This is a genomic window from Campylobacter taeniopygiae (genome assembly GCF_005406225.1).
In the GTDB taxonomy this organism is placed as follows: domain Bacteria; phylum Campylobacterota; class Campylobacteria; order Campylobacterales; family Campylobacteraceae; genus Campylobacter_D; species Campylobacter_D taeniopygiae.
In genome coordinates this window covers 114,669-141,247 of the sequence record NZ_NXLY01000003.1, presented here as the reverse complement: position 1 = coordinate 141,247, position 26,579 = coordinate 114,669, and the positions used below count along the sequence as shown (strand labels likewise).

Annotated in this window: 24 protein-coding genes and 1 pseudogene; 19 read left to right on the top strand and 6 right to left on the bottom strand. The window is 28.8% G+C overall.

Annotation, left to right across the window (positions count from 1 at the left end; all coding sequences use genetic code 11):
* Together CQA75_RS02475 and CQA75_RS02470 are read right to left on the bottom strand one after the other, a co-directional pair.
* Positions 1-828, bottom strand: a pseudogene (locus tag CQA75_RS02475) (hypothetical protein); the annotation flags it as partial.
* The gene (locus tag CQA75_RS02470) at positions 828-1,028 is read right to left on the bottom strand and encodes a hypothetical protein (RefSeq protein WP_137623475.1); all 201 of its coding nucleotides are present in this window, start codon (positions 1,026-1,028) and stop codon (positions 828-830) included. The gene CQA75_RS02470 and the pseudogene CQA75_RS02475, both read right to left, overlap by 1 nt.
* A 270-nt stretch (positions 1,029-1,298) precedes the next feature.
* Between CQA75_RS02470 and CQA75_RS02465 the strand changes: the two genes are divergently transcribed.
* Positions 1,299-1,973 carry an XRE family transcriptional regulator gene (locus tag CQA75_RS02465; protein ID WP_137623474.1) on the top strand — a complete coding sequence of 225 codons (675 nt, stop codon included), beginning with the start codon at positions 1,299-1,301 and terminating at the stop codon, positions 1,971-1,973.
* Positions 1,974-2,134: 161 nt separating this feature from the next.
* Here CQA75_RS02465 and CQA75_RS02460 read toward each other — a convergent pair whose 3' ends face one another.
* Positions 2,135-2,566 (bottom strand): glycosyltransferase, encoded by a 432-nt coding sequence (locus CQA75_RS02460; RefSeq protein WP_137623473.1) that lies wholly within the window; start codon positions 2,564-2,566, stop codon positions 2,135-2,137.
* Positions 2,567-4,117, bottom strand: a complete 1,551-nt coding sequence (locus tag CQA75_RS02455) for a glycosyltransferase family 2 protein (protein ID WP_137623472.1) — start codon at positions 4,115-4,117, stop codon at positions 2,567-2,569.
* 51 nt (positions 4,118-4,168) lie between these two features.
* Between CQA75_RS02455 and CQA75_RS02450 the strand changes: the two genes are divergently transcribed.
* Positions 4,169-5,392 (top strand): glycosyltransferase family 2 protein, encoded by a 1,224-nt coding sequence (locus CQA75_RS02450; protein WP_137623471.1) that lies wholly within the window; start codon positions 4,169-4,171, stop codon positions 5,390-5,392.
* Here CQA75_RS02450 and CQA75_RS02445 read toward each other — a convergent pair.
* Together CQA75_RS02445 and waaC are read right to left on the bottom strand one after the other, a co-directional pair.
* A complete protein-coding gene (locus CQA75_RS02445; protein ID WP_137623470.1) occupies positions 5,389-6,261 on the bottom strand; it encodes a lipid A biosynthesis lauroyl acyltransferase in 873 nt (290 codons plus the stop codon). The two genes, CQA75_RS02450 and CQA75_RS02445, sit on opposite strands and share 4 nt — an antisense overlap.
* Complete coding sequence (gene waaC, locus CQA75_RS02440) at positions 6,251-7,279, bottom strand: lipopolysaccharide heptosyltransferase I (protein ID WP_137621412.1); 1,029 nt, start codon at positions 7,277-7,279, stop codon at positions 6,251-6,253. Before waaC ends, CQA75_RS02445 begins: the two co-directional genes overlap by 11 nt.
* 66 nt (positions 7,280-7,345) lie before the next feature.
* Between waaC and CQA75_RS02435 the strand changes: the two genes are divergently transcribed.
* The 17 genes from CQA75_RS02435 (at position 7,346) to CQA75_RS02350 (ending at position 26,577) form a co-directional block, all read left to right on the top strand.
* Positions 7,346-8,137 (top strand): 3'-5' exonuclease, encoded by a 792-nt coding sequence (locus CQA75_RS02435; protein ID WP_137623469.1) that lies wholly within the window; start codon positions 7,346-7,348, stop codon positions 8,135-8,137.
* 59 nt (positions 8,138-8,196) lie between these two features.
* Positions 8,197-9,183 (top strand): UDP-glucose 4-epimerase GalE, encoded by a 987-nt coding sequence (gene galE, locus CQA75_RS02430; protein WP_137623468.1) that lies wholly within the window; start codon positions 8,197-8,199, stop codon positions 9,181-9,183.
* Positions 9,177-10,871, top strand: a complete 1,695-nt coding sequence (gene pglK / locus CQA75_RS02425; protein WP_137623467.1) for a BC-type lipopolysaccharide transporter PglK — start codon at positions 9,177-9,179, stop codon at positions 10,869-10,871. The genes galE and pglK overlap by 7 nt, the downstream gene beginning before the upstream one ends.
* Positions 10,872-11,948 carry a GalNAc-alpha-(1->4)-GalNAc-alpha-(1->3)-diNAcBac-PP-undecaprenol alpha-1,4-N-acetyl-D-galactosaminyltransferase gene (gene pglH / locus CQA75_RS02420; RefSeq protein WP_137623466.1) on the top strand — a complete coding sequence of 359 codons (1,077 nt, stop codon included), beginning with the start codon at positions 10,872-10,874 and terminating at the stop codon, positions 11,946-11,948.
* Complete coding sequence (pglI, locus tag CQA75_RS02415; RefSeq protein ID WP_137623465.1) at positions 11,941-12,870, top strand: GalNAc(5)-diNAcBac-PP-undecaprenol beta-1,3-glucosyltransferase; 930 nt, start codon at positions 11,941-11,943, stop codon at positions 12,868-12,870. Before pglH ends, pglI begins: the two co-directional genes overlap by 8 nt.
* Complete coding sequence (gene pglJ / locus CQA75_RS02410; RefSeq protein WP_137623464.1) at positions 12,858-13,955, top strand: N-acetylgalactosamine-N,N'-diacetylbacillosaminyl-diphospho-undecaprenol 4-alpha-N-acetylgalactosaminyltransferase; 1,098 nt, start codon at positions 12,858-12,860, stop codon at positions 13,953-13,955. Before pglI ends, pglJ begins: the two co-directional genes overlap by 13 nt.
* Before the next feature lie 3 nt (positions 13,956-13,958).
* Positions 13,959-16,100: an STT3 domain-containing protein gene (locus CQA75_RS02405; protein ID WP_137623463.1), complete on the top strand. Its 2,142-nt coding sequence runs from the start codon at positions 13,959-13,961 to the stop codon at positions 16,098-16,100.
* An 11-nt stretch (positions 16,101-16,111) separates the two neighbouring features.
* A complete protein-coding gene (locus tag CQA75_RS02400; protein WP_137623462.1) occupies positions 16,112-17,242 on the top strand; it encodes a glycosyltransferase family 4 protein in 1,131 nt (376 codons plus the stop codon).
* A complete protein-coding gene (pglC, locus tag CQA75_RS02395) occupies positions 17,235-17,837 on the top strand; it encodes an undecaprenyl phosphate N,N'-diacetylbacillosamine 1-phosphate transferase (RefSeq protein WP_137623461.1) in 603 nt (200 codons plus the stop codon). The genes CQA75_RS02400 and pglC overlap by 8 nt, the downstream gene beginning before the upstream one ends.
* Complete coding sequence (pglD, locus tag CQA75_RS02390; protein WP_137623460.1) at positions 17,824-18,411, top strand: UDP-N-acetylbacillosamine N-acetyltransferase; 588 nt, start codon at positions 17,824-17,826, stop codon at positions 18,409-18,411. Before pglC ends, pglD begins: the two co-directional genes overlap by 14 nt.
* A 455-nt stretch (positions 18,412-18,866) precedes the next feature.
* Entirely contained in the window at positions 18,867-20,027 is a 1,161-nt protein-coding gene (pglE, locus tag CQA75_RS02380; RefSeq protein ID WP_137623459.1) for a UDP-N-acetylbacillosamine transaminase, read from the top strand.
* Between the two features lies 1 nt (position 20,028).
* Positions 20,029-21,798 carry a UDP-N-acetylglucosamine 4,6-dehydratase (configuration-retaining) gene (gene pglF / locus CQA75_RS02375; protein ID WP_137623458.1) on the top strand — a complete coding sequence of 590 codons (1,770 nt, stop codon included), beginning with the start codon at positions 20,029-20,031 and terminating at the stop codon, positions 21,796-21,798.
* 2 nt (positions 21,799-21,800) lie between these two features.
* Positions 21,801-22,691, top strand: a complete 891-nt coding sequence (locus CQA75_RS02370; protein WP_137623457.1) for a PDC sensor domain-containing protein — start codon at positions 21,801-21,803, stop codon at positions 22,689-22,691.
* Positions 22,692-22,775: 84 nt separating this feature from the next.
* Positions 22,776-23,168, top strand: a complete 393-nt coding sequence (locus CQA75_RS02365; protein ID WP_137623456.1) for a chemotaxis response regulator CheY — start codon at positions 22,776-22,778, stop codon at positions 23,166-23,168.
* Positions 23,169-23,195: 27 nt separating this feature from the next.
* Positions 23,196-24,041, top strand: coding sequence for a 50S ribosomal protein L11 methyltransferase (locus tag CQA75_RS02360; RefSeq protein ID WP_137623455.1), 846 nt, complete (start codon positions 23,196-23,198; stop codon positions 24,039-24,041).
* Positions 24,041-25,966: an ATP-dependent zinc metalloprotease FtsH gene (ftsH, locus tag CQA75_RS02355; RefSeq protein WP_137623454.1), complete on the top strand. Its 1,926-nt coding sequence runs from the start codon at positions 24,041-24,043 to the stop codon at positions 25,964-25,966. The genes CQA75_RS02360 and ftsH overlap by 1 nt, the downstream gene beginning before the upstream one ends.
* Complete coding sequence (locus tag CQA75_RS02350; protein WP_246023731.1) at positions 25,966-26,577, top strand: phosphatidylserine decarboxylase; 612 nt, start codon at positions 25,966-25,968, stop codon at positions 26,575-26,577. The genes ftsH and CQA75_RS02350 overlap by 1 nt, the downstream gene beginning before the upstream one ends.
* Positions 26,578-26,579 lie beyond the last annotated feature (2 nt).

Sequence of the window (26,579 nt, the reverse complement as noted above, 5' to 3'; positions counted from 1 at the left end):
TTTTTGTGCGAGCAAGGTATTTACAAAAAGTTCTTTTATACCAAGTCTTTCGATCTCATCTGCTTTTTTATTTTCTCTTTTATCTACTAAAGCATCAAGCCCACGTGCCAAATATTCTTTTTGCCAAGCGAAGAGTTTGTTTTGCGTGAGTTTAAACTCATAAATTTTCTTAGCATTGATATAGCTTATAAAATCATTAGTGCTTATTTTGCCTTTAGCATGAAGCCACTCTTTAACCACAGCAGCTTTTTGCAAAGCTAAATTTTGCTTTTTAGAACTTGCTTTTGCAAATTCGCTTAAAAAATTTGTATGGTTCATAAGTAAATGTTTATCTTGTGTTCTTTCATCTTGTGTGTTAAATTCTCTTGTGCTAAGCATTTTATTAGACTCTATGTTATTGCTAGATTGTTCCAAAGCTTTGCTCGCATTTTGTATTTTTAATGTGTTAGAATTTTTAAGTAAAACATCATCATTTAATGGTTTGCTTAAAAATTCTTGTGTTGTTTTATTTGAAAATTCATCTTTGTATGTGTGCTTGGCTAGGTATGCTTGAGTACTTGCGTTTTTGCAGTTTGATAAATCATGACTTATGTCTTCTATACTGAAACCTTGATCTATTAGACTTGCTTCTTCCTTGCTTAAAGGCTTAGACCAGATTTGGAGAGTTTTACCTGCGTGACCTTTACCGCTAATATATTTAAAGCATAATATATTATGCTTATATGAACAAAATTTTTTGTTACCCAAAGAAGCTCTAAAACATGCCTTTTCTAAGCTCTTTTTATTTATGTTATTTTCTATTGCAAATTCCTTGCTACTTATCCACATTAAGCCACCTTAAATCCATCTTTTTCTAACATTTCTTTTAATTCTTTAGCCCTACCTCTTATGCCTTTTGTCTTCCCATAACTCATATTTAAAAGCAGTCTATAATCACTCTCTTTTAACTTTTTAAATTTAGCCCAAGTACGAAGCTTAAAGCCTTTTTTACTCATTTGTTCGGTTAAGCTTGTAAAGCTTTTACGCATTTTTACTCCTTTATGATATAATCACCTAAACCATTCCAAAAAGGAGTGGTAAAGATGATTTTACAACTCAAGTTTGAAAGTGATTTTTAGCTTCCAAACTTTGAGTTTTACAACCACCTTTTTACACTTTAAACTTCCATTTTAAAGCTTCAAAAGTGACATTCTTCCTACCCACCCGAACCTCTTTTAAAAATTGCCTTTTTGTGATACAATTCTTTTAAAAGTAATAGAATTATAGCATAATATATTATGCTTGTCAAGGAAAAGCTTATGAAATTAGGCAATAAAATAAAAGAAGCTAGAGAATTTAAACAACTAACTCAAAATGAGCTAGTGAAAATTAGTGGTGTTTCAAGGGCAAGTTTGCAATTATATGAAGCTGATAAGGGAAATATAACTTTAGAGAATCTAGAAAAAATTGCGAATGCATTAGAAATTGATATTACATACTTTGTGTCTCCTAGTAATGTCTCCAAGTCGACAAATTTTGTCTCCTACTCGTCTCCTAATGCAAATTTGGAATCTCAAACCTTAAATGATGATATAATAAATATCCCTTTTTTTGAGAACGTTAGGGCAAGCGCTGGAAGTGGTACTTATAATGATGATGAAAGCAATCAAACTTTGAGTCTTTCTAAAGGTTTTTTACGTGAATGTTTTGGCTTATATTCTTTTATAAATCTCTCTGTGATTTTAGGGCAAGGCGATTCTATGGTACCAACACTCCCTGAAAATTGTTATCTTTTGGTTCAACAAGGCGAGGTAAAAGAAGGAGAAATTTGTGTAACACGCATCGAAGATGAGCTTTATGTAAAACGTTTGCAAAAACGTCCTAAACTAAAACTCCTTAGTGATAATAAAGCTTACGAGCCTATAAGCTTAGATGGGGAAGATTTTGAAATACTAGGACGCGTTGTAGGATATTTTAAAAAGACCACTCTTTAGCTTTTAAAAACTTTGTAAAGTATTTGTAAAAAGAATGTAAAAAATATGTAAAGCTTTTGTAAAAATATGTAAAGAATAAATCCTCACTTTGATTTCTAAAAAAATCTAATCAAAATACTATAAAATAATACTTTAATTAGATTTTATCTCACTTTACTTTTTTACATAACTTTATAATTTGAAAGCACAATTAAAGCATCAAAATAGTTATTTTTATTTCTGTATTTTTTAAAATGTGAATGTACAAAATGAATATATTTTGTGTTTTTATTTTTAAAAAGAGGAAATTGCGGACAATTATTATAAATCATAATGTCCATGTCTTTATACTTTCTCTTTAAAAGATAGCTTTCATAGCATTTGTAAAATGCTTTATAAAAAAGATTTTTTTTCATTTGTTTTTGTGATTTTAAATTTAAAAAATCAACTTTTATATTTTTGTCTATTTCATAAGCTATATTTTCATTTTCTTTGTAGAAACTAAGTATTTTTACTTTGTGATCATATTTTAAAAAGGCATTAGCAAGATTAACCACAACGCGTTCAGCGCCTCCGCCTATGGTGATATCTCCAATGAGTAATAAAATATTCATTTAGTTTCTCCAAGTGGTTTTTTGATTTTTTATAGTATCAAGATAAATTTCATGATTGCCTTGTAGCATATTTTTATCATTTTCTTGATGATAGATATGATAGGCTAGGGCGCTAAATTTGATTCTTCTAAAAATTCCATTACTAAATAAAAATCTCGCAACAAATTCACTATCTTCTCTACCCCATCCAATAAAATTTTCATTAAAGCCCTCTATAACTTCAAAATCTTGTTTATAAAAACTCATATTGCATGTTTTACTACCCTTAACTAGCGTTGTTTTTTTAAAGATTTTTTTATCAATTTTTGAAAATTTATAAATTACCTTAGCTAAGAAATTATTTTTTTGATTTTTAAATCCTTTTTTGTTAAAAGCTAGTTTAAAATTTTGATTTTCTAAAATTTTATCGCTTTCATTTTCATTTAAAATGGTTCTAGAACCTTGTAAAATCAAACCTTTTTGAGAAAATTTTAAATGATCCTTTATGAAATCTTTTTCTAAAATCATATCCCCATCAATTAAAATGATATATTCACAATGAGACGCTTTTATAGCATTGTTGCGACTTTTTGCTGCGCGAAATCCCAAATCTTCTTGCCAAACGTGTTTTAATTCACAAGGAAAGTTTTCTTGATATTTTTTGATTAAATCTGCCGTATCATTTTTGCTTCCATCATCAGCTATAATAACTTCATCAGGCATTAAGCTAAGGTGTTTAATGCTATCTAAAACTAGAGCCAGTCTTTCTTTTTGATTATAGGTAGTGATGATTAGTGCACAATTTTTTGGTTTTTTGTTTTGTAGTTCATATAGCTTCATATATTTAAAAAAAGCTCCTAAGGCATTGCAAATGCTAATTATAAAGCCTTTATAACCATAAACAAAGCCTTTTTTAAAAAAATAATTTCTTATAAAAGTCCAAATCGCCCTTAGATTGGCTTTGCAAATGCTGCTTTTTTTGTGCAAGTTTTGGTTAGCCCATAAGGTGGAGTAATATTGCATTTTTTCAATTAAATGAGCTATATTGTTAAAAGCATAATGTTTAAGTCCATGCCTGAGATAAATTTTTTCTGTATTTTCAAAGATTTCTAGACTTTCATGGACTAAATTTTTATTAAAATGAGTATGCGTTTTATTAAAAATTCTCCAAACAAAGTCAGGCCACCACCCACAAGCTTTAACCCACTCTCCTTGATAAAGGTTTTTTCTTGGTAATGCAAGGATATTATTTGGTTTTAAATCAAGCTTTTTTAATTCTTCTATGCATTCTTTTTCTAAAATTTCATCTGCATCTATACTTAAAACCCAATCATTTTTAGTATAACTTAAGGCAAGATTTTTCAAAGGCCCAAAACCTATAAATTCGCTTTTGTAAATTTTTAAATTATTGTATTTTAGCTGAAAATCTTGAGCTATTTTTATAGTATCATCAGTGCTTTCATTGTCAAGTAAGATAATTTCATCAAATTCTTTTAGGGAATTTAAACATTTTAGTATAGTGTTTTGTGCGTTTTTAACAATTATCGTTGCGCTAATTTTATTTAAATCCATATAAACCTTTTTTTGCTATAATTTATCAAAAACAATAAAAGAGATATTATAATGAATAATCCTTTAATAAGTATTATTATCCCAATTTATAATGTGGCACCATATTTAAAAGAATGTATTGAGAGCGTAATTCATCAAACATATAAAAACTTAGACATTATTTTAGTTGATGATGGAAGCAATGATGAAAGTTTAGAAATAGCTTTAGAATATCTACAAAAAGATGAAAGAATTTTTCTCATTTCAAAAGAAAATGGCGGACAAAGTTCAGCTAGAAATGTAGGGATAGAATTTATAAAAGGAACTAAACTTAGACTTTTTTTTGAAGACAATAAAGAAGAAGATATCATCTCTTTTGAAAAAACTCATACTTTTGAAAAAACAACAAAAATAATAAAAAAAGAAGATATAAAATCAAATTTTAAACAAATTCAAAAAAGATATATTAAAACCAATTTAGAAAATATCAATGAATTTATAATACAAGAATTGCCTAACTCTATAATACATTTTTTAGATTCTGATGATTATTTTTTAAATGATTGTATAGAATTATGTGTTGAAAATATGATTAGAAAGAATTTGGATATTTGCGCTCATAATCTATGCAGATTTATCCAGAATAGCAAAACAATAGATTATAATCATAATTTTGAAATACCAAATCAGATAAAATCAAATCAATATAATTATGCCTTAGATTCTATAGTGGATATAAATAAATATTCTTTTGTCTTTACTTGGCAAGGCTTATTTAAAACAACCATGCTAAATAAATATAATCTTCGTTTTACTCATGGAATTTATAACGAGGATAATGATTTTGGTATTATATTGTTTGGGTTATCAAATAATATTTTATTTTTGCATAATGTTTTGATGGTATATAGGGTAAGAGATGGTTCATCAAGCTCTAAAAATATTAGAGATATTCCTAAATATCTAAAAAATATTAGTGATTCTTTTGATAATTATAAAACATTAAAAGAGTATTATCATTATTATTGTGTGCTTATATCAGGAATTATTATAAATGATTTTTATCAAAACTATTTTAAAAAAAATAAACCAAAATATAATATTTTTTTTGAAAATTCTTTAATTTGGCATTGTAATTTATTTAAAGTTGATCTAAAAATAGATCCTTTAAATACAGTAAGTATATTAAAAAATGTTAAATTAAAGAAAAAATTATTATTTAAGCATGCTATTTTATATTTTTTAAGACATCCAAAGAAGATAAAGAATATAAAAAATTTAAAATATTTGTTTTAATATTCGATTATTTCCTTAAATCTTTTATGAAAGAAAAAATACTCATCAGGCTTAAATTTAATCATTTCTTCACAACAATTTGCTTGATAAAGCGTGAGTTCTTCGATGCTTTTTTCTAAAGGATCTATAGTTTTAAAAAGTCGGATATGAAATTTTTTATCCTCGCCTTGATACACAAAAGCGGGTAAAATTAAAGCCTTTGTTCTTTGGGCTAAAACACTAGCTCCCATTTGATAATTGACTTTTTTACCAAAAAAATCAAGTTGGATACTTTCATTATCGGTGCAGTCTTGATCAGTGAGTATGCCTAATGCTCGTTTATTTTTAATTGCATTTAGCATTTTTCTTAAACCGCCTTGTTTATCGATGAGCTCTATATCAAATTGAGTTCGATTTTTGGCCAAAATAGAATCCATTTTTTGACTTTCTAGCTTTCTTCCTACTATGGAAATAGCTCCAAACTTAGCAGCATAAGCAAGGCTTAAAAGTTCCCAATTTCCATAATGTGCAGTTGTAAATATAATACCTCTTTGGCTTTTTAAGGCTTCATTTATGATTTCTTCATTGTCGATCACGACTTTATTTAAAATTTTCTCTTTGCTTGTGTTTTGATTTTTAATACAATCTAATCCAAAATTAGCAAAATTGCGATAAATTTGAAAAGAGAGCCCATCTCTTTGGAGTTGATTTTTTTCAGGAAAGCAAATTTGAAGATTGGTATCTATAATTTTTCGATGTTTATGGTTGATCTTAAAAACGATTTTTGCAACGATAAAAGCTAAAAAATCAAGAATAAAATCAGGCATGATAATTACTAAAAATTTAAGTGTATAATAAGTAAAAAGATAAAGCCAGTCTTTACTTTTCATCAAAAATTTCCTTGATCAGTTTTAAAATATCCTCTTCTTCTATGCGCATAATGCAAAAATCACTTTTATCGATATGTTTGGAATTTGTAATTTTTTTGCCTGCGTCTATGATTTTATTGATGTTTGTTTTATAGGCATTTCTATAGCTTGGAGTGGCTCCAAATATGGTAATAGAAGGCCTATTTAAAGCAAAAGCAAGATGAGTAGGGCCGCTGTCATTGCCAATAACTAAATCCATCATTTTTGTAAAGGCCATAAGTTCTTCTAGATTGAATTTTGGAGCAAGTTCTATATTTTTTTCATCAATGGCACTTAAATTGATCACATCCTTAGCAAATTCAAATTCTTTAACATTTCCCCAAGATAAGAAAATTTTGGCTTCAGGAAATTCTTGAATGATGAGTTTGCAAAGAAGGGTAACTTTTGTTTTAGGATAAATTTTATTTTCTACACTTGATCCAACATGTATGAGTATATTTTTTGTATTTTGATCAAGTTTTAATTTTTTATGCAAAAGCTGTTTTAAATTTTCATCCACACAAAAAACATCTTTTTTAAAGGCTAAATCTTTTGGATTAAAATCTTCATTAAGGGTAAAAGAACTAAGGCTTAGATACCGAACAAAAACATTCTCATTATAATCTATATTTAATTTTTGATTGTAAAAATTGTGCGCAAAACTTTCTTTTAAGCTGTTTTGATCAAAGCCAAAATTATTGCGACTCAAAATTCGACTCACTAGGGCTGATTTTATAAGTCCTTGTAGATCAATAACAGCATTATAATTATTTTTTCTAGCCTTAAGCAAAATTTTCAAGCTTTTAAAAAAATGCTTATCTTTTAAGGGTAGGGCATAGAGTTTATCAATGAGTGGATGATTTTTGAGTATGCCTTTAAATTTTTCATCTACAAACCAATGAATTTCTATATCTTTTTTGAAATTTTTTATAAATTGCAGCACTACAGCACTTTGTATAATATCACCTAAAGCGGATAAACGAACGATTGCTATTTTCATTCAAACCTATATTGTAATTTTTTTGCTATGATTTTAACAAATAATTTTACAAAAGAAGGTTAAACTATGATTAAAAATGAGGGCTATATTTGTATTTTTGATTGTGAAAGCATACCTGATGTCGATTTGATCCGCAAAACTTTAGCTTTTAAGGGGAATGATTTGGAGGTGAGCTTAAAAGCCTTAGAATGGCAAAAAGAGCAAAGTGGAAATGAGTTTTTGCCTTTACCTTATCATAAGATTGTGAGTATTTGCGCAGTGATTGCTGATAGTTTTGGTAAATTTATTAAAGTGAATAAAATAGATGGTGATAATGAAAAAGAAATGATCCATAATTTTTTTTCTTTTATTGAAAAATACGAACCAAAATTAGTCAGTTATAATGGAAAAAATTTTGATATGCCTTTGTTGGTTTTAAGGGCTTTAAAATACAATATTAAAGCGGCAAATTATCTTGATACGCAAAGTGATAAATGGAATAATTATAAAACGCGTTTTTCAGAGCTTAAACATTGTGATTTGTTTGAAAGCTTTGGAGGATTTAGGGGGATGAAGCTTGATGTGCTTTGTGCCATGGCTGATTTGCCAGGAAAATATGATGTGCATGGTGATGAGGTGATGAGTTTATACTATGAAGATAAGCTTGAAAAAATTCATGAGTATTGCGAAAGCGATGTTTTAAACACCTATATGCTTTTTTTAAAATATGAGCTAATCAAAGCAAATATTAACGATGAGGATTATGTCGGCTTTTTAGATACCATGGGTGAATTTTTAAAAACAAAAAAGGCTAATCGTTCTTATGTTGAAGTCTTTTGTAAAGCGTGTGAAAATGAAATTTCTAAAATACAAATTTAATCGTTAAAATAAATATATTAGAATTTAAAAAGTTATTAGTGATCAAGAAAGGAAAAATGATGAAAATTCTTATTAGTGGCGGTGCAGGATATATCGGTTCTCATACCTTAAGGCAGTTTTTAAAAACAGATCATGAACTTTGTGTCTTAGATAATCTTTCTAAGGGATCAAAAATCGCAATCAACGATTTGCAAAGCATAAGAGATTTTAAATTTTTTGAATTAGATTTGAGTGATTTTAAAGAGGTGAATTCTTTATTTGAAAGGGAAAAATTTGATGCCATTGTTCATTTTGCGGCAAGTATAGAGGTTTTTGAGAGTACTCAAAATCCTTTAAAATACTACATGAACAATACCATAAACACGACCAATTTGATTAAAACTTGTATAGAAACAGGTGTAAATAAATTTATCTTTTCTTCTACGGCTGCAACTTATGGAGAACCTCAAACTCCGGTTGTGAGTGAAAATAGCCCATTAGCGCCTATTAATCCTTATGGTAGAAGTAAATTAATGAGTGAAGAGGTTTTAAAAGATGCCAATAAAGCCCATCCTGAATTTAAGTATTGTATATTAAGATATTTTAACGTTGCGGGTGCTTGTATGGATTTTCATATAGGCCAACGCTATCCAAAAGCGACCTTACTTATAAAAGTAGCGGCAGAATGTGCGGCAAAAAAACGCGAGAAAATGTTTATTTTTGGCGATGATTATGATACAAAAGATGGAACTTGTATAAGAGATTATATCCATGTTGATGATATTTCAAGCGCACATTTGGCTGCTTTAGAGTATTTGCAAAATCATGAAAGCGATATTTTTAATGTGGGTTATGGACATGGTTTTAGCGTAAAAGAAGTGATTGAGTCTATGAAAAGAGTGACTGGGGTTGATTTTAAAGTAGAACTTGCTTCTCGTAGAGAAGGGGATCCAAGTGTTTTGATCTCTGATGCACAAAAAATAAGAACTTTAACTTCTTGGCAACCAAAATTTGATGATTTGGATTTAATCTGCAAATCAGCTTATGATTGGGAAAAACAGTGTTAAAAAGACTATTTTTCATTTTAAGCAAAGAGGATAAAAAATTTTTATTTTCTTTGCTTTTTTTTTCAGTTTTAATTTCTTTTATAGAAAGTTTTGCAATCTCTTTAGTGATGCCTTTTATCACTTTAGCGAGTGATTTTTCTTATTTTGATCGTAATCATTATTTGATAGAAATTAAAAATTATTTAGCTTTGCCAACATTTAAAATCATTGTTTATTTTGGCTTTGTTTTGATTATTTTTTATGTTTTAAGAGCTCTTTTAAATAGTTATTATTTTCACTTATTGGCTAAATTTTCCAAAGGAAGATATCATAATATCGCCTATAAAGTTTTTGCAAAATTTTTAAATATTAATTATGAAAATTTTACTCAAAAAAATCAATCTGAAATTTTAAAATCCATCACAGGAGAAGTTTATAATCTAAGCACGATGATTTCTTCATTTTTATTGATGATGAGTGAAATTTTTGTTGTGATATTGCTTTATGTTTTAATGCTTTTAATTAATTATAAAATCACTTTATTTTTAAGTATTTTTATGGTTTTTAATGCATTGATTTTAATTAAAATTTTAAGCCCTATTATCAAAAAAGCAGGGCTTAGACGCGAAGAAGCAATGAAAAATTTTTTTGAAATTTTAAACACTAATCTAAATAATTTTAAACTCATTAAACTTAAAACCAAAGAAGATGGAATTTTAAATCTTTTTAAAGCTCAAAGCGAAGCTTTTGCTAAAGCAAATATTACTAATGAAAGCATGAGTGCCATTCCTAGAATTTATTTAGAGGGTGTGGGTTTTTGCATCCTTGTTTTTATCGTGATTTTTTTGGTTTTAAAAAATGAAAGTGATATTTCTAGTATTTTGGCTACAATTTCTATTTTTGTTTTAGCACTTTATCGTTTGATGCCAAGTGCAAATCGTATCATTACAAGTTATCATGATTTGATTTATTATCGTTCTTCTTTGGATATTATTTATCAAATTTTTAAACAAGAAGAAGAAAATTTAGGCGATGAAGAAATTTCTTTTAAAAAAGAACTTAGACTTGAAAATTTAAGTTTTGGCTATAAAGGTAAAAAAAATCTTTTTAATGGTTTAAATTTAGAGATAAAAAAAGGTGAAAAAATCGCTTTTATAGGGGAGAGCGGTTGTGGTAAAAGCACTTTAGTGGATATTATTTTAGGGCTTTTAAGTCCAAAAGAAGGAAGGGTTTTGGTTGATGGGGTGGAATTAAATTCTAAAAACGCTAAAAAATATCGCCAAAAAATAGGCTATATCCCTCAAAATATCTATCTTTTTAATGACAGCATTGCTAAAAATATTAGCTTTGGAGATGAGATTGATGAAGAAAGGCTTTTTAGAGTGATCAAACAAGCAAATTTGGAACATTTTATCAAGCATCTTCCTGATGGAATTTGGACAAAAGTTGGAGATGGTGGAAGCAATTTAAGCGGAGGGCAAAAACAACGCATAGCTATTGCTAGAGCTTTGTATTTAGAGCCTGAAATTTTAGTTCTTGATGAAGCAACATCAGCACTTGATACTAAAAGTGAAGCTAAGATTATGGATGAAATTTATAAAATTTCAAAAGATAAAACGATGATTATCATCGCACATCGTCTTTCTACTATAACAAATTGTGATAGTATTTATCGTTTAGAGCATGGTGGGTTGATTAAGGAAGATTAAGTGAGAATTACTTTTATTATAGCGACTTTAAACTCAGGTGGCGCAGAGCGTGTTTTGGTAACCTTAGCAAATGCACTTTGTAAGGAACATGAGGTGAATATCATAAAATTTCACCAAGGAAATTCTTTTTATCCATTGGAAAATAATATCAATCTTAAAACCTTGCCAGAGTTTAGATTTGATACGATTTATCATAAAATTGCAAGTCGTTTTAAGAAATTTTTTACATTGAGAAAATTTTTAAAACAAACTCCAAGCGATGTATTTATTTCTTTTTTAGATACTACAAATATCGCTTGTATTATCGCTAAAATAGGGCTTAATACCCCACTTATTATTAGCGAGCATAGCAATCAAGCTTATTTAAAATCTAAAATTTGGAGATTTTTAAGGCGTTTGACTTATCCTTATTGTGATGCTTTAAGTGTTTTAGGTAGTAGTGATAAAATTTATTATAAAAAATTTGTCAAAAGGGTTGAACTTTTATTAAACCCTTGTCATTTTAGCACTGAAATTTCACTTGATTCTTCTTTTGAAAAAGAAAATTTAGTCCTTTTTATGGGTCGCTTGGATGCAAATAAAAACCCTATGATGTTTTTAAAAGCAATCGCTAAATTAGATCAAAATATACAAAAAAATTATCGTTTTGTAGTAGCGGGTGATGGGGAATTAAGATCTATGCTTGAAAAAAAAGCCAAAGAAATGCATATTTTGGTGGAATTTTTAGGCAGGGTGGAAAATGTTAAAGAGCTTTATAAAAAGGCTAAAATACTTTGTCTTTGCTCTTTTGTTGAGGGTTTGCCAACTGTGCTTATAGAAAGTTTGTATTTTAATGTGTGCCGAATTTCAACTTTGTATCATGATGGCTCTAAAGATTTGATCGAAGATAATAAAGATGGTATTTTGGTAGAATGCGATAATGAAGAAATGTTGGCAAAAAAAATTGAATGGATTGTACAAAATGAAGATTTTAGATTAAATTTAATACAAAATGCCAAAAAAAGATGTATCAATTTTGATATTAATGAGATAAAAAAACAATGGCTAAAATTGATTAAAGAAGTTTCTCATGGCTAAAATTTCAATCATCGTTCCTACTTTTAAGCGTCCAAATTTACTCAAAAAAGCCATTAAAAGCATACAGATGCAAAATTATAAAGATTTAGAAATTATCATTAGCGATGATCATTCAGATGATGAAACAAAAGATATAGTGCAAGAAATGCAAAAGCAAGATAATCGCATAAAATATGTTTTAAACGATAAATACAAAGCAGGACCTAATGGAAACAAAAATAATGGCTTAGATCATGCTAATGGGGAATTTATAAGCTTTTTAGATGATGATGACGAGCTTTTACCTCATGCTTTAGAAATTTTAATGCAAAAAATTGATGAGGGCTATTCTCATGTTATTGGAAATTGTTTTATAGAAAAAAAAGGAAAACTCACTCAAGAATTTAGCGGAAAGGGCTTAAATAAAGATCAAGAACTTTGTAAGAAAGATTTTTTGATGGGAAAATTTCATGGAGAGTTTTTTTCTATTTTTAAAAAATCTTTACTAAAAAATCAGCGTTTTAATGAAGAATTTTATGGAAATGAAGCAACACTTTGGATACATCTATACAAGGAAAAAACTTTTTATATTCATCAAGCCTTTCGAATTTATCGTTTAAATAGAAGCGATAGCGTAACTTTAGCGGCAAGTAAAAATGCTATTAGGGTTTATCTTGGTTATTTAGAACTTGCTAGAATTTTAGAAAATGAGTTAGAACAAACTGGTGATAAAGATTATAAAAATATGTGTGCAAGTTATTATAAGATGGCAGCTTATTATGCAAAACTTGGAGGAAAATTTAAAGAGCTTTATCGTTGTTTATTTAAAAGTTTGAGCATCAAGATAAATACACCTGCTTTAATATTACTCATTTTAAGTATAATTCCAAGTAGTATGATTAAAAAATTATCTAAAATACGGACGAGTTTATGCAAAAATTAGCAATTTTTATTTATTCTTTAGGAAGTGGTGGTGCTGAAAGAGTTGTGGCAACTTTACTTCCTATGTTAAATCTTAAATTTGAAGTGCATTTGATTTTAATGAATGAGAAAATTTGTTATGAGATACCAAAATGCAATATCCATTTTTTAGAACATTCCAAGCCTAGTGAAAATGCGATTTTAAAATTGATTAAACTTCCATTTTTGGCTTTAAAATATAAAAAAATGTGTAAAAAACTAAATATAAACACCGAATTTGTATTCTTAAATCGTCCAAATTATATAGCTTTAATGGCAAGAATTTTTGGCAATAAAACCCGCCTTGTTATCAATGAATGTACCACTCCAAGCGTGATGTATAAAAAAAAGAATTTTAATTCTTGGGCGAATAAATTTTTGATTTCTTGTTTGTATCCTAAGGCGGATTTGATTTTACCAAATTCTAAAGGAAATTTAGAAGATCTAGTTCAAAATTTTAAAATCCAAAAAGAACAATGTAAAATTTTATATAATGCTATAGATTTAGAAAATATAGAAAAAAAATCTCAAGAGGAAATTGTTTTAAAAGATAAATTTATTTTAAGCGTTGGGAGATTAGATGCAGGGAAAAATCACGCTTTGCTTATCCGTGCTTATGCAAGACTTAAAACAAATTTAAAGCTTGTTATTTTAGGCGAGGGAATTTTAAAAAATGAATTAGAAAATTTGATACAGGAGCTTGGCTTGGAAAATCAAGTCTTACTTTTAGGCTTTGATAATAATCCTTATAAATATATGAGTAAATGCGAATTTTTTGCATTTGCTTCGGTATTTGAAGGCTTTTCTAATGTTTTAATTGAAAGTTTGGCTTGTGGGTGTGCTGTGGTATGCACTGATCATAAAAGTGGTGCTAAAGAGCTTTTTGGAAATGATGAGTTTGGTTTGTTGGTAGAAGTGGATAATGAAAATTCTATGTTTCAAGGTTTAAAAACCATGATTGAGGATGAAAATTTAAGACAAGCTTATAAAAATAAAGCCAAAAATAGAGCTCTTGATTTTGATAAAGTTAAAATTGCACGAAATGCTCTAGAATATTTAATAGGATAATGTATGTTTAAAAAAGAATATTTTAAAAACCCTTATACAATTTTATTTTTAATGATTTTAAGTGCTTATATTTTTAGTATAGCCTGTAGATTTTATTGGATTTTTTGGGCGAGTCAGTTTAATGAGTACTTTTTCAATAACCAACTTATGATAACTTCAAACGATGGCTATGCTTTTGCAGAAGGTGCAAGAGATATGATAGCAGGATTTCACCAGCCTAATGATTTATCATATTATGATGCTTCTTTATCAGCATTTACTTATTGGGTTTATAAAATCACTCCTTTTAGTTTTGAAACAATTATTTTATACTTGAGTGTTTTTTTATCTTCATTGATTGTTGTACCTATTATTTTAATCGCAAATGAATACAAATGCTCTCTTGCTGGTTTTATAGCTGCATTATTAGCAAGTATAGCTAATAGTTATTATAATAGAACTATGGCTGGATATTATGATACAGATATGCTTGTCGTTGTTTTGCCGCTTTTTATTTTATTTTTTATGATACGACTGGTTTTAAGAAAAGATCTATTTTCTTTGATATGTTTGCCATTTTTTGTCAGGGTTTATCTTTGGTGGTACCCTTCAAGTTATACTTTAAATGTTAGCTTGATAGGATTTTTCTTATTGTATTCTTTAATTTTTCATAGAAAAGAAACTATTTTTTATATGAGTATCATTTTGATGCTGATGACTTTGCCTAATATTGCTTGGTATTATCAAAGTTCTATTGTTGTTTTATTGTTTAGCTTTTATGCGCTTAAAAGTGAATACTTTAAAATAAAATTTTTAATTTTGTTAGGAATTTTCACTTTTATTTTTTTAATTATCAGTGGCGGAATAGATCCTATACTTTATCAACTTAAATTTTATATTTTTAGATCAGATGAAAGCGTTAATTTAACGCATGGTTTTATGTATTTTAACGTTAATCAAACTATACAAGAGGTTGAAAGTATTGATTCGAGAGTTTTTATGAAAAGAATCAGTTCTAGTGAAATTGTTTTTCTTGCTTCTTGTATAGGTTTTATTTGGTTGATTATAAAGCATAAAAGCATTATTTTAACTCTACCTATGCTTTTTTTAGGTTTTTTAGCTTTAAAAAGTGGGCTTCGTTTTACAATTTATGCTGTTCCTGTTTTAGCTTTTGGTTTTGGCTATTTGGTCTATTCTTTAAGGGAGATAAATTTAAAAAAATACAAAGCAATGGCAGTAAATTTCGTTATCATTTTGTTTGTTTTTTTATCTTTAACTCCAGCTTTGTTTCACATTTATGTTTATAGAGCACCAACGGTTTTTTCTAAAAATGAAGCAACACAATTAGATCAATTAAAAAAGATTGCAAATAGAGAAGATTATGTTGTGGCCTGGTGGGATTATGGCTATCCTATCCGTTATTATAGTGATGTTAAAACTTTGGTTGATGGTGGTAAGCATTTAGGAAAAGATAATTTCTTTCCTTCATTTGCTTTAACCAAGAATCAAAGATCTGCGGCTAATATGGCAAGATTGAGCGTTGAATATACGGAAAAAAGTTTTTATGCCCCTAATGATAGTCTTTTAAGAAAAGATATTTTGCAGGCGATGATGAAGGATTATAACGAGAGTAATGTCGATTTGTTTTTATATTCTTTATCTAAGCCGGATTTTAAAATCGATACTCCAAAAACAAGAGATGTTTATATATATATGCCTTTTAGAATGGCGTCTATTTTTTCAACAATTGCTAGTTTTTCTTTGATTAATCTTAATAATGGAAAATTAGACCAACCTTTTGTTTTCAGTACAGCTTATCCTTTGGGTAGGGAAAATGGAGAAATCATTTTAAGCAATGGCGTTGCCTTGAGTGATGATTTTAGAAGTTTAAAAATCGATAATGATATTTCAATGATTCATAGCTTTATAGAGTTAAATTCGGTGCAGCAAAATGATTATAAAGAAATTCCAATTGATCCAAACGGACAATATTATCTTTTTTATATCAAAAATAGTCCTATTCCATATATACAATTTATATTGATGGATAAGACTATGTATAACAGTGCTTTTGTGCAAATGTTTTTTTTAGGAAATTATGATAAGAGCTTGTTTGATTTGGTGATTAATACACAAGATGTTAAAGTTTTTAAATTAAAAATTTAGGTTTTATTGATATGAAAATAGGTTTTTTATCTCATGCGGGGGCGAGTATTTATCATTTTAGAATGCCAATTATTAAAGCTTTAAAAAAACAAGGTCATGAGATTTTTATCATAGTTCCAAAGGATGAATACACTCAAAAACTTCAAGAATTAGATTTAAATCTTGTTATTTATGATTTTTCAAGATCTAGTTTAAATCCTTTTGTGGTTTTTAAAAATTTCTTTCATTTGAAAAAGGTATTAAAAAATTTAAATTTAGATCTTATTCAGTGTGCTGCACACAAAAGCAATACTTTTGGAATTATGGCTGCTAAATTAGCCAAAATTAAATATATTTTTGGCTTAGTAGAAGGCCTCGGTTCTTTTTACATCGATGATAATTTTAAAAGTAAGATGATAAGATGGAATATTAATTTATTATATAAAATTTCTTTTAAGCTTGCTAATGGCTTTATCTTTGTAAATGAGAGTAACGCTTTATTTATGAGAAATTTAGGACTTAAGAAAGAAAAAATTTTTATCATTAAATCAGTTGGTATTAATCTTAAAAAATTTTTCCCTATAAAAATCAATCATGAGTCAAAAAGAATTTTTTGGAAGAATTTTTGTATCGACGAAAAACCCATCGTTTTAATGATAGCAAGGGCTTTGTGGCATAAAGGAATTAAAGAATTTTATGAGAGTGCAAGCTTGTTAAAAGAACAAGCCAATTTTATTTTAGTAGGTGGAAGAGATGATAATCCTTCTTGCGCGAGTTTGGATTTTTTAAATTCGGGTTGTGTGCATTATTTGGGTTCTAGAAATGATATAGTGGAATTATTGCAAAATTGCGATATTTTTGTTTTGCCAAGCTATAAAGAAGGATTTCCTGTGAGTGTTTTAGAGGCTAAAGCCTGTGGAAAAGCTATTGTAGTGAGTGATTGTGAAGGATGTGTGGAGGCGATTTCAAATGCTTATGATGGACTTTGGTTTCAAACGGGAGATGCTAAAGATTTAAGTGATAAGATCGAACTTTTATTGAGCGATGAAAAATTAAGAGATAATCTAGGCGCAAATGCAGCCAAGGATGCTTTAAAATATGATGAAAATATCATAGCACAGCATTATTTGGAAATTTATAAAAGGGTAATTAGTAATGTATAATCATTTTTTTAAGAGAATTTTTGATTTTTGTTTAGCTTTATTTTTGCTTGTATTATTTTCTCCAATTATTTTTATAACAGCTTTGCTTTTAAAACTAACTCAAGGAAGTGTTATTTTTACTCAAGATAGACCAGGTTTAAATGAAAAAATTTTTAAAATTTATAAATTTAAAACAATGAGCGATGAAAGAGATGAAAATGGAGAACTTTTGCCAGATGAAAAGCGTTTAAAGGCTTTTGGAAAACTTGTAAGATCTTTAAGTTTGGATGAGCTTTTACAGCTTTTCAATGTTTTAAAAGGTGATATGAGTTTTGTTGGGCCTCGTCCTTTATTGGTGGAGTATTTGCCTCTTTACAATGAAAAACAAAAATTGCGTCACAGTGTGCGTCCCGGTATTACAGGATGGGCACAAGTAAATGGTAGAAACGCTATTTCTTGGGAAAAGAAATTCGAGCTTGATGTTTATTATGTAGAAAATCTTTGTTTTTTCTTTGATTTAAAGATTATGTTTTTAACCGCTTTAAAAGTTTTAAAAAGAAGCGGAGTGAGCAAAGAAGGACACGTTACTACAGAGAAATTCAATGGCAAAAACTGAAAAAATTTACATTTATGGCGCGGGTGGGCATGGATTAGTTTGCGAAGATGTTGCTTTGAGTTTAGGTTATAAAGAATGCATTTTTTTAGATGATTTCAAAGCAAAGCCTTTTGATCCAAATTTAGAAAAATATGATTTTTTTATCGCTATAGGGAATAATCAATTAAGAAAAGATTTTTTTGAAAAAGTTTCTCAAAGTGGTTTTAAAATAGTCAATCTCATTCATCCAAGTGCGATCATTAGTTCTAGTGCTTTTATAAAAGAAGATGCTGGAATTTTAATCATGCCTTATGTTGTGGTAAATGCAAGAGCAAAAATTTCAAAAGGGGTTATTTTAAATACCTCAAGTGTAATTGAACATGAGTGTGAAATTGGAGAATTTTCACACATTAGTGTTGGGGCTAAGTGTGCAGGCAATGTAAAAATAGGAAAAAATTGTCTTTTGGGGATTAATTCTTGTGTTTTGCCAAATTTAAGTTTAGCTGATGATAGTATTTTAGGTGGAGGATCAACTTTGATTAAAAGTCAAAATGAAAAAGGTGTTTTTGTAGGAGTACCTGCAAGAAGGATATAACAAATCTTTCATCTTTTAGGATGGATTTTTATAAATTTAGTAAATATATATCATATCCTTTGAAAAACTCTCTAAATATAAATTCGAAGGCTTTTATCGACTTCTTTTTCTTTGAATTGGAAAATAAAAATTTAAAAACACTGTGTAAGTGAATTTATATAACTCGCAAATTTAATCTTTTTTATATGCATTTTGCAAAACGAGAAGATGTAGAATTTTATGAAATGGTGAAATTTGATTATTTTGTAAAAAAGAAGCGCCAACTCTTATTATAAAAACCAAATATAAAAAAATATGTGTTTTAAAGGTATGTATAAAAAAGAAGATTTAAAAAACTTTAAAAGTGGTGCAAAATAAATTTTACCTGCAAAAAGAATTTTTAATGTTTGATTTTTGGTAAATTATTTTAGATACAATGCATAACAAATACAAAGCTCTTTATAAAAAGGATAAAAATGAGATTTTTTCTTTCTCCTCCTCATATGAGTGGTAATGAATTAAAATATATTGAAGAAGTTTTTAAGAGTAATTATATTGCTCCTTTGGGTGAATTTGTAAATCGTTTTGAAAAAAGTGTTAAAGAATATAGCAAGAGTGAAAATGCATTGGCGCTTAACTCCGCTACTGCGGCTTTGCATTTAGCTTTAAGGGTTGCAGGCGTAGAACAAAATGATATAGTTTTAGCTTCATCTTTTACTTTTATAGCCTCAGTAGCACCTATTTGCTATCTTAAGGCAAAGCCTATTTTTATAGATTGTGATGAAACTTATAATCTTGATGTAAGTCTTTTAAAACGTGCTATTAAAGAATGTGAAAAGAAACCAAAAGCTTTGATTTTAACTCATCTTTATGGAAATTCTGCAAAGATGGATGAGATTGTGCAAATTTGTAGTGAAAATAATATTATTTTAATCGAGGATGCTGCTGAAGCTTTAGGAAGTTTTTACAAGGAAAAAGCTTTAGGAACGTTTGGAGAATTTGGAGTTTATTCTTATAATGGTAATAAAATTATCACAACTTCAGGCGGTGGTATGCTTATTGGCAAAGATAAAGAAAAAGTCGAAAAAGCAAGATTTTATAGCACTCAAGCAAGGGAAGATTGTTTGCATTATGAACATTTAGATTATGGGTATAATTATAGATTGAGCAATGTCTTAGGTGCTATCGGTTTAGCACAAATGGAAGTTTTAGAACAAAGAGTACTTAAAAAAAGAGAAATTTATAATTGGTATAAAGAATTTTTAGGAGATAAATTAACTTTTTTGGATGAATTAAAAGATTCAAGAAGTAATCGTTGGCTTAGCACTGCTTTGATTGATTTTGATATGAAAGAGCTTAATTCTTGCGAAAAAAATATCAATATTTCTCAAAAAAATATACCATTACATCCAAAAATTTCTAAATTAATAGATGATTTAAAAAAAGAGCAGATTGAAACACGCCCACTTTGGAAGGCTATGCATACTCAAGCAGTTTTTAAAGATTGTAAAGCTTATATTAATGGAAATAGTGAGTTGTTTTTTCAAAAAGGAATTTGTTTGCCAAGCGGAACAGCTATGCAAAAAAATGATGTAAAAGAAATTTCAGAATTAATCCTTAAAAGTATAAAGGAATGATATGGATTTTTATAAAAGCAAAAGATTAATCTTTTTTTTATGTTTTGATATTATTTTATTTTCTCTTTCTATATATTTGGCTTTCTCTTTACGTTTTAGTGGAGATATTGCAAATATTTTCTATCAAGGCATGTTTAAAGCAGGAATTATTTTACTTTTTTTGAAAATAGCTTTTTTATTTATTTTTAGAATTTATAAGGTTGCTTGGAGATTTTTTTCTTTAAGTGAGGCAAGAAAAATTTTTTTTGCTTTAGCTTTGGCTGAGTTTTGCTTTTTAATCATTTTTTATTTTTTTAGTGATTTTTTCAACCCTTTTCCAAGAAGTGTCGTAGGGATTGATTTTGTTATATCTTATATGTTTATAGGAACTTTAAGGATCAGCAAAAGAATGCTTGTAGATTTTAAATCTTCCAAAGCCGAGCAGGAAAATCCTTGCATCGTTATAGGGGCAACTTCTAAGGCTTTGCATTTGTTAAAAGGTGCAAGAGAGGGAAATTTAGGATTTTATCCTGTTGGGGTGATCGATGAGAGAAAAGAGCTTATAGGAACTTATTGTGACAAATTTATCGTTCAAGATAAAAGCAAAATCAAAGAATATATTCAAGATGGCATTAAAACAGCTATTATTGCATTGAAGCTAGAGCAAGAATCTTTAAAAAAGCTTTTTGAAGAATTAATAGACTATGGCATTGTAGATGTTAAAATATTTTCTTTTACCCAAAATAAAACTAGAGATATTAGCATAGAAGATCTTTTAGCTAGAAAGCCAAAAGATTTAGATGATGGAGCTGTAGCGGCATTTTTAAAAGATAAGGTCGTTTTGGTAAGCGGGGCAGGTGGTACTATAGGAAGTGAGCTTTGCAAACAATGCATTAAATTTGGTGCAAAACATCTCATAATGCTTGATCATAGCGAATTTAATCTTTATAAAATCAATGAGGAATTGCAAAATTTCAAAGAAAAAATCACTCCTTTGATGATGAGTATTTTAGATCAAGATTCTCTTGATAAAGCATTAAAAACATATCAACCTGAATTGATTTTACATGCTGCTGCTTATAAACATGTCCCACTTTGCGAGCAAAATCCTTATGCTGCTGTGATCAATAATATAGTAGGAACAAAAATTTTAACCGATTGTGCCAAGGCCAACGGTGTTAAGAAATTTGTAATGATTAGCACAGATAAAGCTGTGCGTCCAACAAGTGTCATGGGATGTACTAAAAGAGTTTGTGAGCTTTATACACTAAGTTCTTCGAGTTCTGATTTTGAAGTTGCTTGTGTGCGCTTTGGTAATGTATTAGGATCGAGTGGAAGTGTTATTCCTAAATTTAAAGCTCAAATTGAAAATGGAGAAGCGCTAACCTTAACACATCCTGATATCGTGCGTTATTTTATGCTTGTAAATGAAGCTGTGCAACTTGTTTTGCAGGCTGGAGCTATTGCAAAAGGTGGAGAACTTTTTGTGCTTGATATGGGAAAACCTGTTAAGATTATGGATTTAGCTAAAAAAATGCTTTTGCTTTCAAATCGTCCTGACTTGGAAATTAAAATCGTAGGACTTAGAAAAGGGGAAAAGCTTTTTGAAGAGCTTTTGATCGATGAAAATGACGCTAAAACAAAGTATGAAAGTATTTTTGTGGTAAAAAATGAGAAAATTGATTTAAATATTTTAAATGTGCAAATTGAGAGGCTTAAGCAAAATAAAGATATAATTAGTCTTTTAAAAGAAATAGTGCCTGAATTTAAACACAATGCTGGAGGTAATTAAACATGTTTATTAAAGACATGCAAAGATTTGAAGATAATCGTTATAAGGCTAGAGCTTATATGACTTATATTCTAACAAGAAATTTACCCAATAAACTTCCCGATATTCGTCTTGAAAGCATACGAGCTGCTTTAGACAAAATCGAGCATGATATTTCAGTTTTTGATGCTTTGTATATACTTGATACTTCTGGAAGACAAATTGGAAACGCTATAGCATTAAAAAAAGAATTTGAAATAGGAGATGGGGAAGATAAGAGTTCAAAAGCTTATTTTTATAGAGCTGTTAATCTTAAGCGATGCACTCTTAGCGATCCTTACCCTTCAATTTTAAACAATGAGTTATGTGTTACCGCTTCAATGCCTATTTATGATAACAAGGATAATTTATTATTTGTTGTTTGCATTGATATCAGCTTAACAAATATTTTAAAAATGATAGAAACTGGCTATTCTGAAACTATTTTTACCTATTTTAGTCGTATAGTTTATTTTTGTTTTGCTGCAGTTTTATTTATCATCACTTGTTTTTTATTTCAAAAAGGCTTATTTAGTTTATTTCATCCTCAAGGAGAAGTTGGCATACAGGTTATTTTTCAAAGTACCATTGCTATAACTTTAGCCTTGGCTATTTTTGATTTAACAAAAACAATTATAGAAGAAGAGGTTTTTGGAAAAACAAAAAAAGAGATTAATGGGATTCAAAAAACCATGGTGAGATTTTTAGGATCTATTATTATAGCGTTAGCTATAGAGGCTTTAATGCTTGTTTTTAAACTTGTTTCGAGTGATTTATCGCAAATGCTTTATGTATTTTATCTTATTGGAGGCATTAATCTTCTTTTAATAGGACTTAGTATATATTTATTTGCAGTAAAATATAAGAATAATTAAGGAAAAAAATGTTATAATTATTTTTTTACGAGGTTAATGAAATTAAAAAATCAATAGCAAAATAAATTTTTGAAAGGACAAATTGTGAAATTGTTAGTTGTTGATGACAGTTCTACCATGAGAAGGATTATTAAGAATACCCTAACAAGACTTGGACATAATGATGTTCTTGAGGCTGAACATGGAGTTGAGGCTTGGGATTTACTTGTTAAGAATGAAGATGTTCAGGTTTTAATTACCGATTGGAATATGCCAGAAATGAATGGCTTAGAGCTTGTTAAAAAAGTTCGTGCTGAAAAAAAATATGAAGATATGCCAATTATTATGGTAACTACAGAAGGTGGTAAAGCCGAAGTGATTACCGCTTTAAAAGCTGGTGTTAATAATTATATTGTTAAGCCTTTTACTCCTCAAGTATTAAAAGAAAAACTTGAAGATGTTTTAGGAACAGGTTCTAATGAGGCTTCAGCTGAATAAAAATAAAGCCTTTTTTATGGCGCTATGATGCAAAAAATTTATTATGAATTATTTTTTAAAGTAGATAAACAATATAAAAATTTATTTCTTGATTTTGTTTTTGATTTAGGTATTGAAGCCATAGAAGAAAAAGATGAAGGTATTTATATACGTTCAAATGAGAGTTTAGAAGAACTCTCATGGGCTCTTGAAATTTTTAATCAAAAACTGAAAGAAAAATTTAACACAAAAGAAGAAATTCTCTACAACAAAACTGTCGAAGAAAAAGAAAATAAAAATTGGATAGAAGAATATAAAAAAAATATCAAACCTATTTTAATTGATCAAATTTATATTCATACTACTTGGCAAGAAGAAAAGAAAGATTATATTAATATTAAAATAAATCCTGCTTTGGCTTTTGGTTCGGGTCACCATGAGAGTACTTATGCTTGTATAAAATTTTTACAAAAATTTGCAAAAAAAGATGATTTAGTTTTAGATTTGGGTTGTGGTAGTGGGATTTTAGGTATTGCAATGTCAAAACTAGGTTGCAAGGTTGAAATATGTGATACTGATGAATTGGCTATTCATAGTTCTTTGGAAAATGCCAAACTCAATCAGGTTTGTTTTGAAAATTCATGGAAAGGTTCTATTGATCAGGCAAAACATAAATATGATTTAATTGTAGCAAATATTATTGCAGATGTTATTTTGATTTTAGAAAAAGATATTAAAAAACATTTAAAAGATCATGCTATACTTATATTGTCTGGAATTTTAGACAAATATCAGACAAGAATTAAAGAAAAATTTCAAGATTTGGAGCTTATTGATGAAATTAAAATCAATGAATGGTGCTCTTTTGTATATAAAAATAAAAAGGAAATCTAATGAATAATTCTTCAAACAATAAAGGCAATCCGCAAAATAACGGTTTTTTTAATAAAAATCCTATTTTTATTTTTGCGGTTTTTGCTATTGTAATAATAGTCATTTTTAAAGGATTATTTGATGGAAATTCCTCATTTAGTGGTATGCTAAATGGCGGAGAAACTCATAAAAATATTCCTTATTCTGAACTTAAAAAATTAATAGAAAGCGGTCAGATTAATCAAGTCAGCATAGGACAAACCACTATAAAAGCTGTTTCAGGTTCCCAAAATACGGTTTATAGTGCTAAAAAGGTTAATGATCCAGAGCTTGTGAGTTTGCTTGATAGTAAAAATATCGCCTATGGAGCTTATTCTGAAACAAATTGGTTTACTGATATATTGTTTTCATGGGTGCTACCTGTGTTTATATTTTTTGGAATTTGGATGTTTTTGGCTAGTCGTATGCAAAAAAATATGGGGGGATCTATTTTAGGTATAGGAAGTTCTAAAAAATTAGTCAATTCTGAAAAGCCAAAAGTAAAATTTAATGATGTTGCGGGTGTTGAAGAGGCTAAAGAAGAGGTTAAGGAAATAGTTGATTTTCTAAAGTACCCTGAAAGATATATTAAACTTGGGGCTAAAATCCCGAAAGGACTATTGCTTGTTGGACCTCCAGGAACAGGTAAAACTTTACTTGCAAAAGCAGTTGCTGGTGAAGCAGATGTTCCATTTTTTAGCGTCTCTGGTTCTTCTTTTATTGAAATGTTTGTGGGTGTTGGTGCATCTCGCGTGAGAGATTTATTTGAAAATGCAAAAAAAGAAGCTCCTGCTATTGTATTTATCGATGAGATTGATGCTATAGGAAAAAGTCGTGCAGCTAGTGGTATGATGGGTGGAAATGATGAAAGAGAGCAAACCTTAAATCAGCTTTTGGCAGAGATGGATGGTTTTGGAACGGAAAGTTCTCCTGTTATTGTCTTAGCGGCTACAAACCGTCCAGAAGTTTTAGATGCTGCGCTTTTAAGACCAGGTAGATTTGACAGACAAGTTTTAGTGGATAAGCCGGATTTTAAAGGTAGATGTGATATTTTAAAAGTTCATATGAAAGATGTTAAAATTTCTCCTGAAGTAAAAGTTGAAGATATTGCAAGATTGACCGCAGGACTTGCTGGTGCTGATTTGGCTAATATTATCAATGAAGCTGCGTTATTAGCGGGAAGAGATTCTAAAAAACATGTAGAACAAAATGATCTTGTAGAAGCGGTTGAAAGAGCTATAGCTGGACTTGAAAAGAAATCGCGTCGTATTAGTGATAAAGAGAAAAAAATTGTAACTTATCATGAATGTGGTCACGCTTTAATTGCTGAAACCACAAAAGGTGCAAAAAAAGTAAGCAAGGTATCTGTTATCCCAAGAGGTTTAGCAGCATTAGGTTATACACTCAATACTCCTGAAGAGAATAAATTTTTAATGCAAAAACATGAACTTATTGCTGAAGTTGATGTGCTTTTAGGTGGTAGAGCAGCTGAAGAAGTGTTTATAGGAGAAATTTCAACAGGGGCAAGTAATGATTTAGAAAGAGCCACAGATATCATAAAAGCAATGATCTCTATGTATGGTATGAGTGAAATCGCAGGTTTGATGGTGCTTGAAAAACAAAGAAATACTTTTTTAAGTGGCGGACAAACCATTAAAGACTATTCTGAGAAAACAGCAGAGTCTTTAGATGAATATGTTAAAAAAACTTTAGATGAACGTTACAAGGATGTTAAAGATACACTAAGTGTATATAAGGGTGCTATTGAAACTATGGTTGCAGCACTTTATGAGGAAGAAACAATAGAGGGTGCAAAAGTGCGAGAGATTATTAAAAATTATGAAAATGAAAATAATCTTTCAAGTCGTTTGCAAGACATTGAAGAAAATACTAAAGAAGAAAAATAATGAAATATATCGCAAAAGAGGGCTATTTTAGTATAGGTTTGATTGTATTTTTAATCATATTTTTTTGGATTTTAAATGGCTTTTCTTTTGTGCTTTTTTTGGCACTATTGATATTTTTATTTATTTTTAGAAATCCAAATCGTATTTTAATTTGTCATGATAAAAAAGCAATTTTATCTCCTATAGATGGGCAAATTATTCAAATAGAAAATACTTTTAGAAAAGATTTTGGAGAATGTATAGAAATAAGTATCGCCAATTCTTTTTGCAATGCAGGTTCTTTTTATGCTCCTTTTGAAATGAATATTGATGAAGTTAAATATAAATACGGACTTTTTATAGATAAAGGATTTCAAAATTTAAATTTTTTAAAAGAAAAAATTTCTATCAATGCTGTAAGTAATTCATCTAAAATAATTTTGGAAATTTATGCTGGAAATTTAGGAAGAAAACTAAGACTTGATAATATTTCTCATGGTTTAAAAGTTGGAGATAGATTAGGTTTTTTAATTGATGGAAAGATAAAACTGGTACTTCCGAAAAACATACGGATACAAGCAGGACTTGGAGATGAAATAAAATCTGGATCTTTGTTGGGTTATTTGATTTAAGG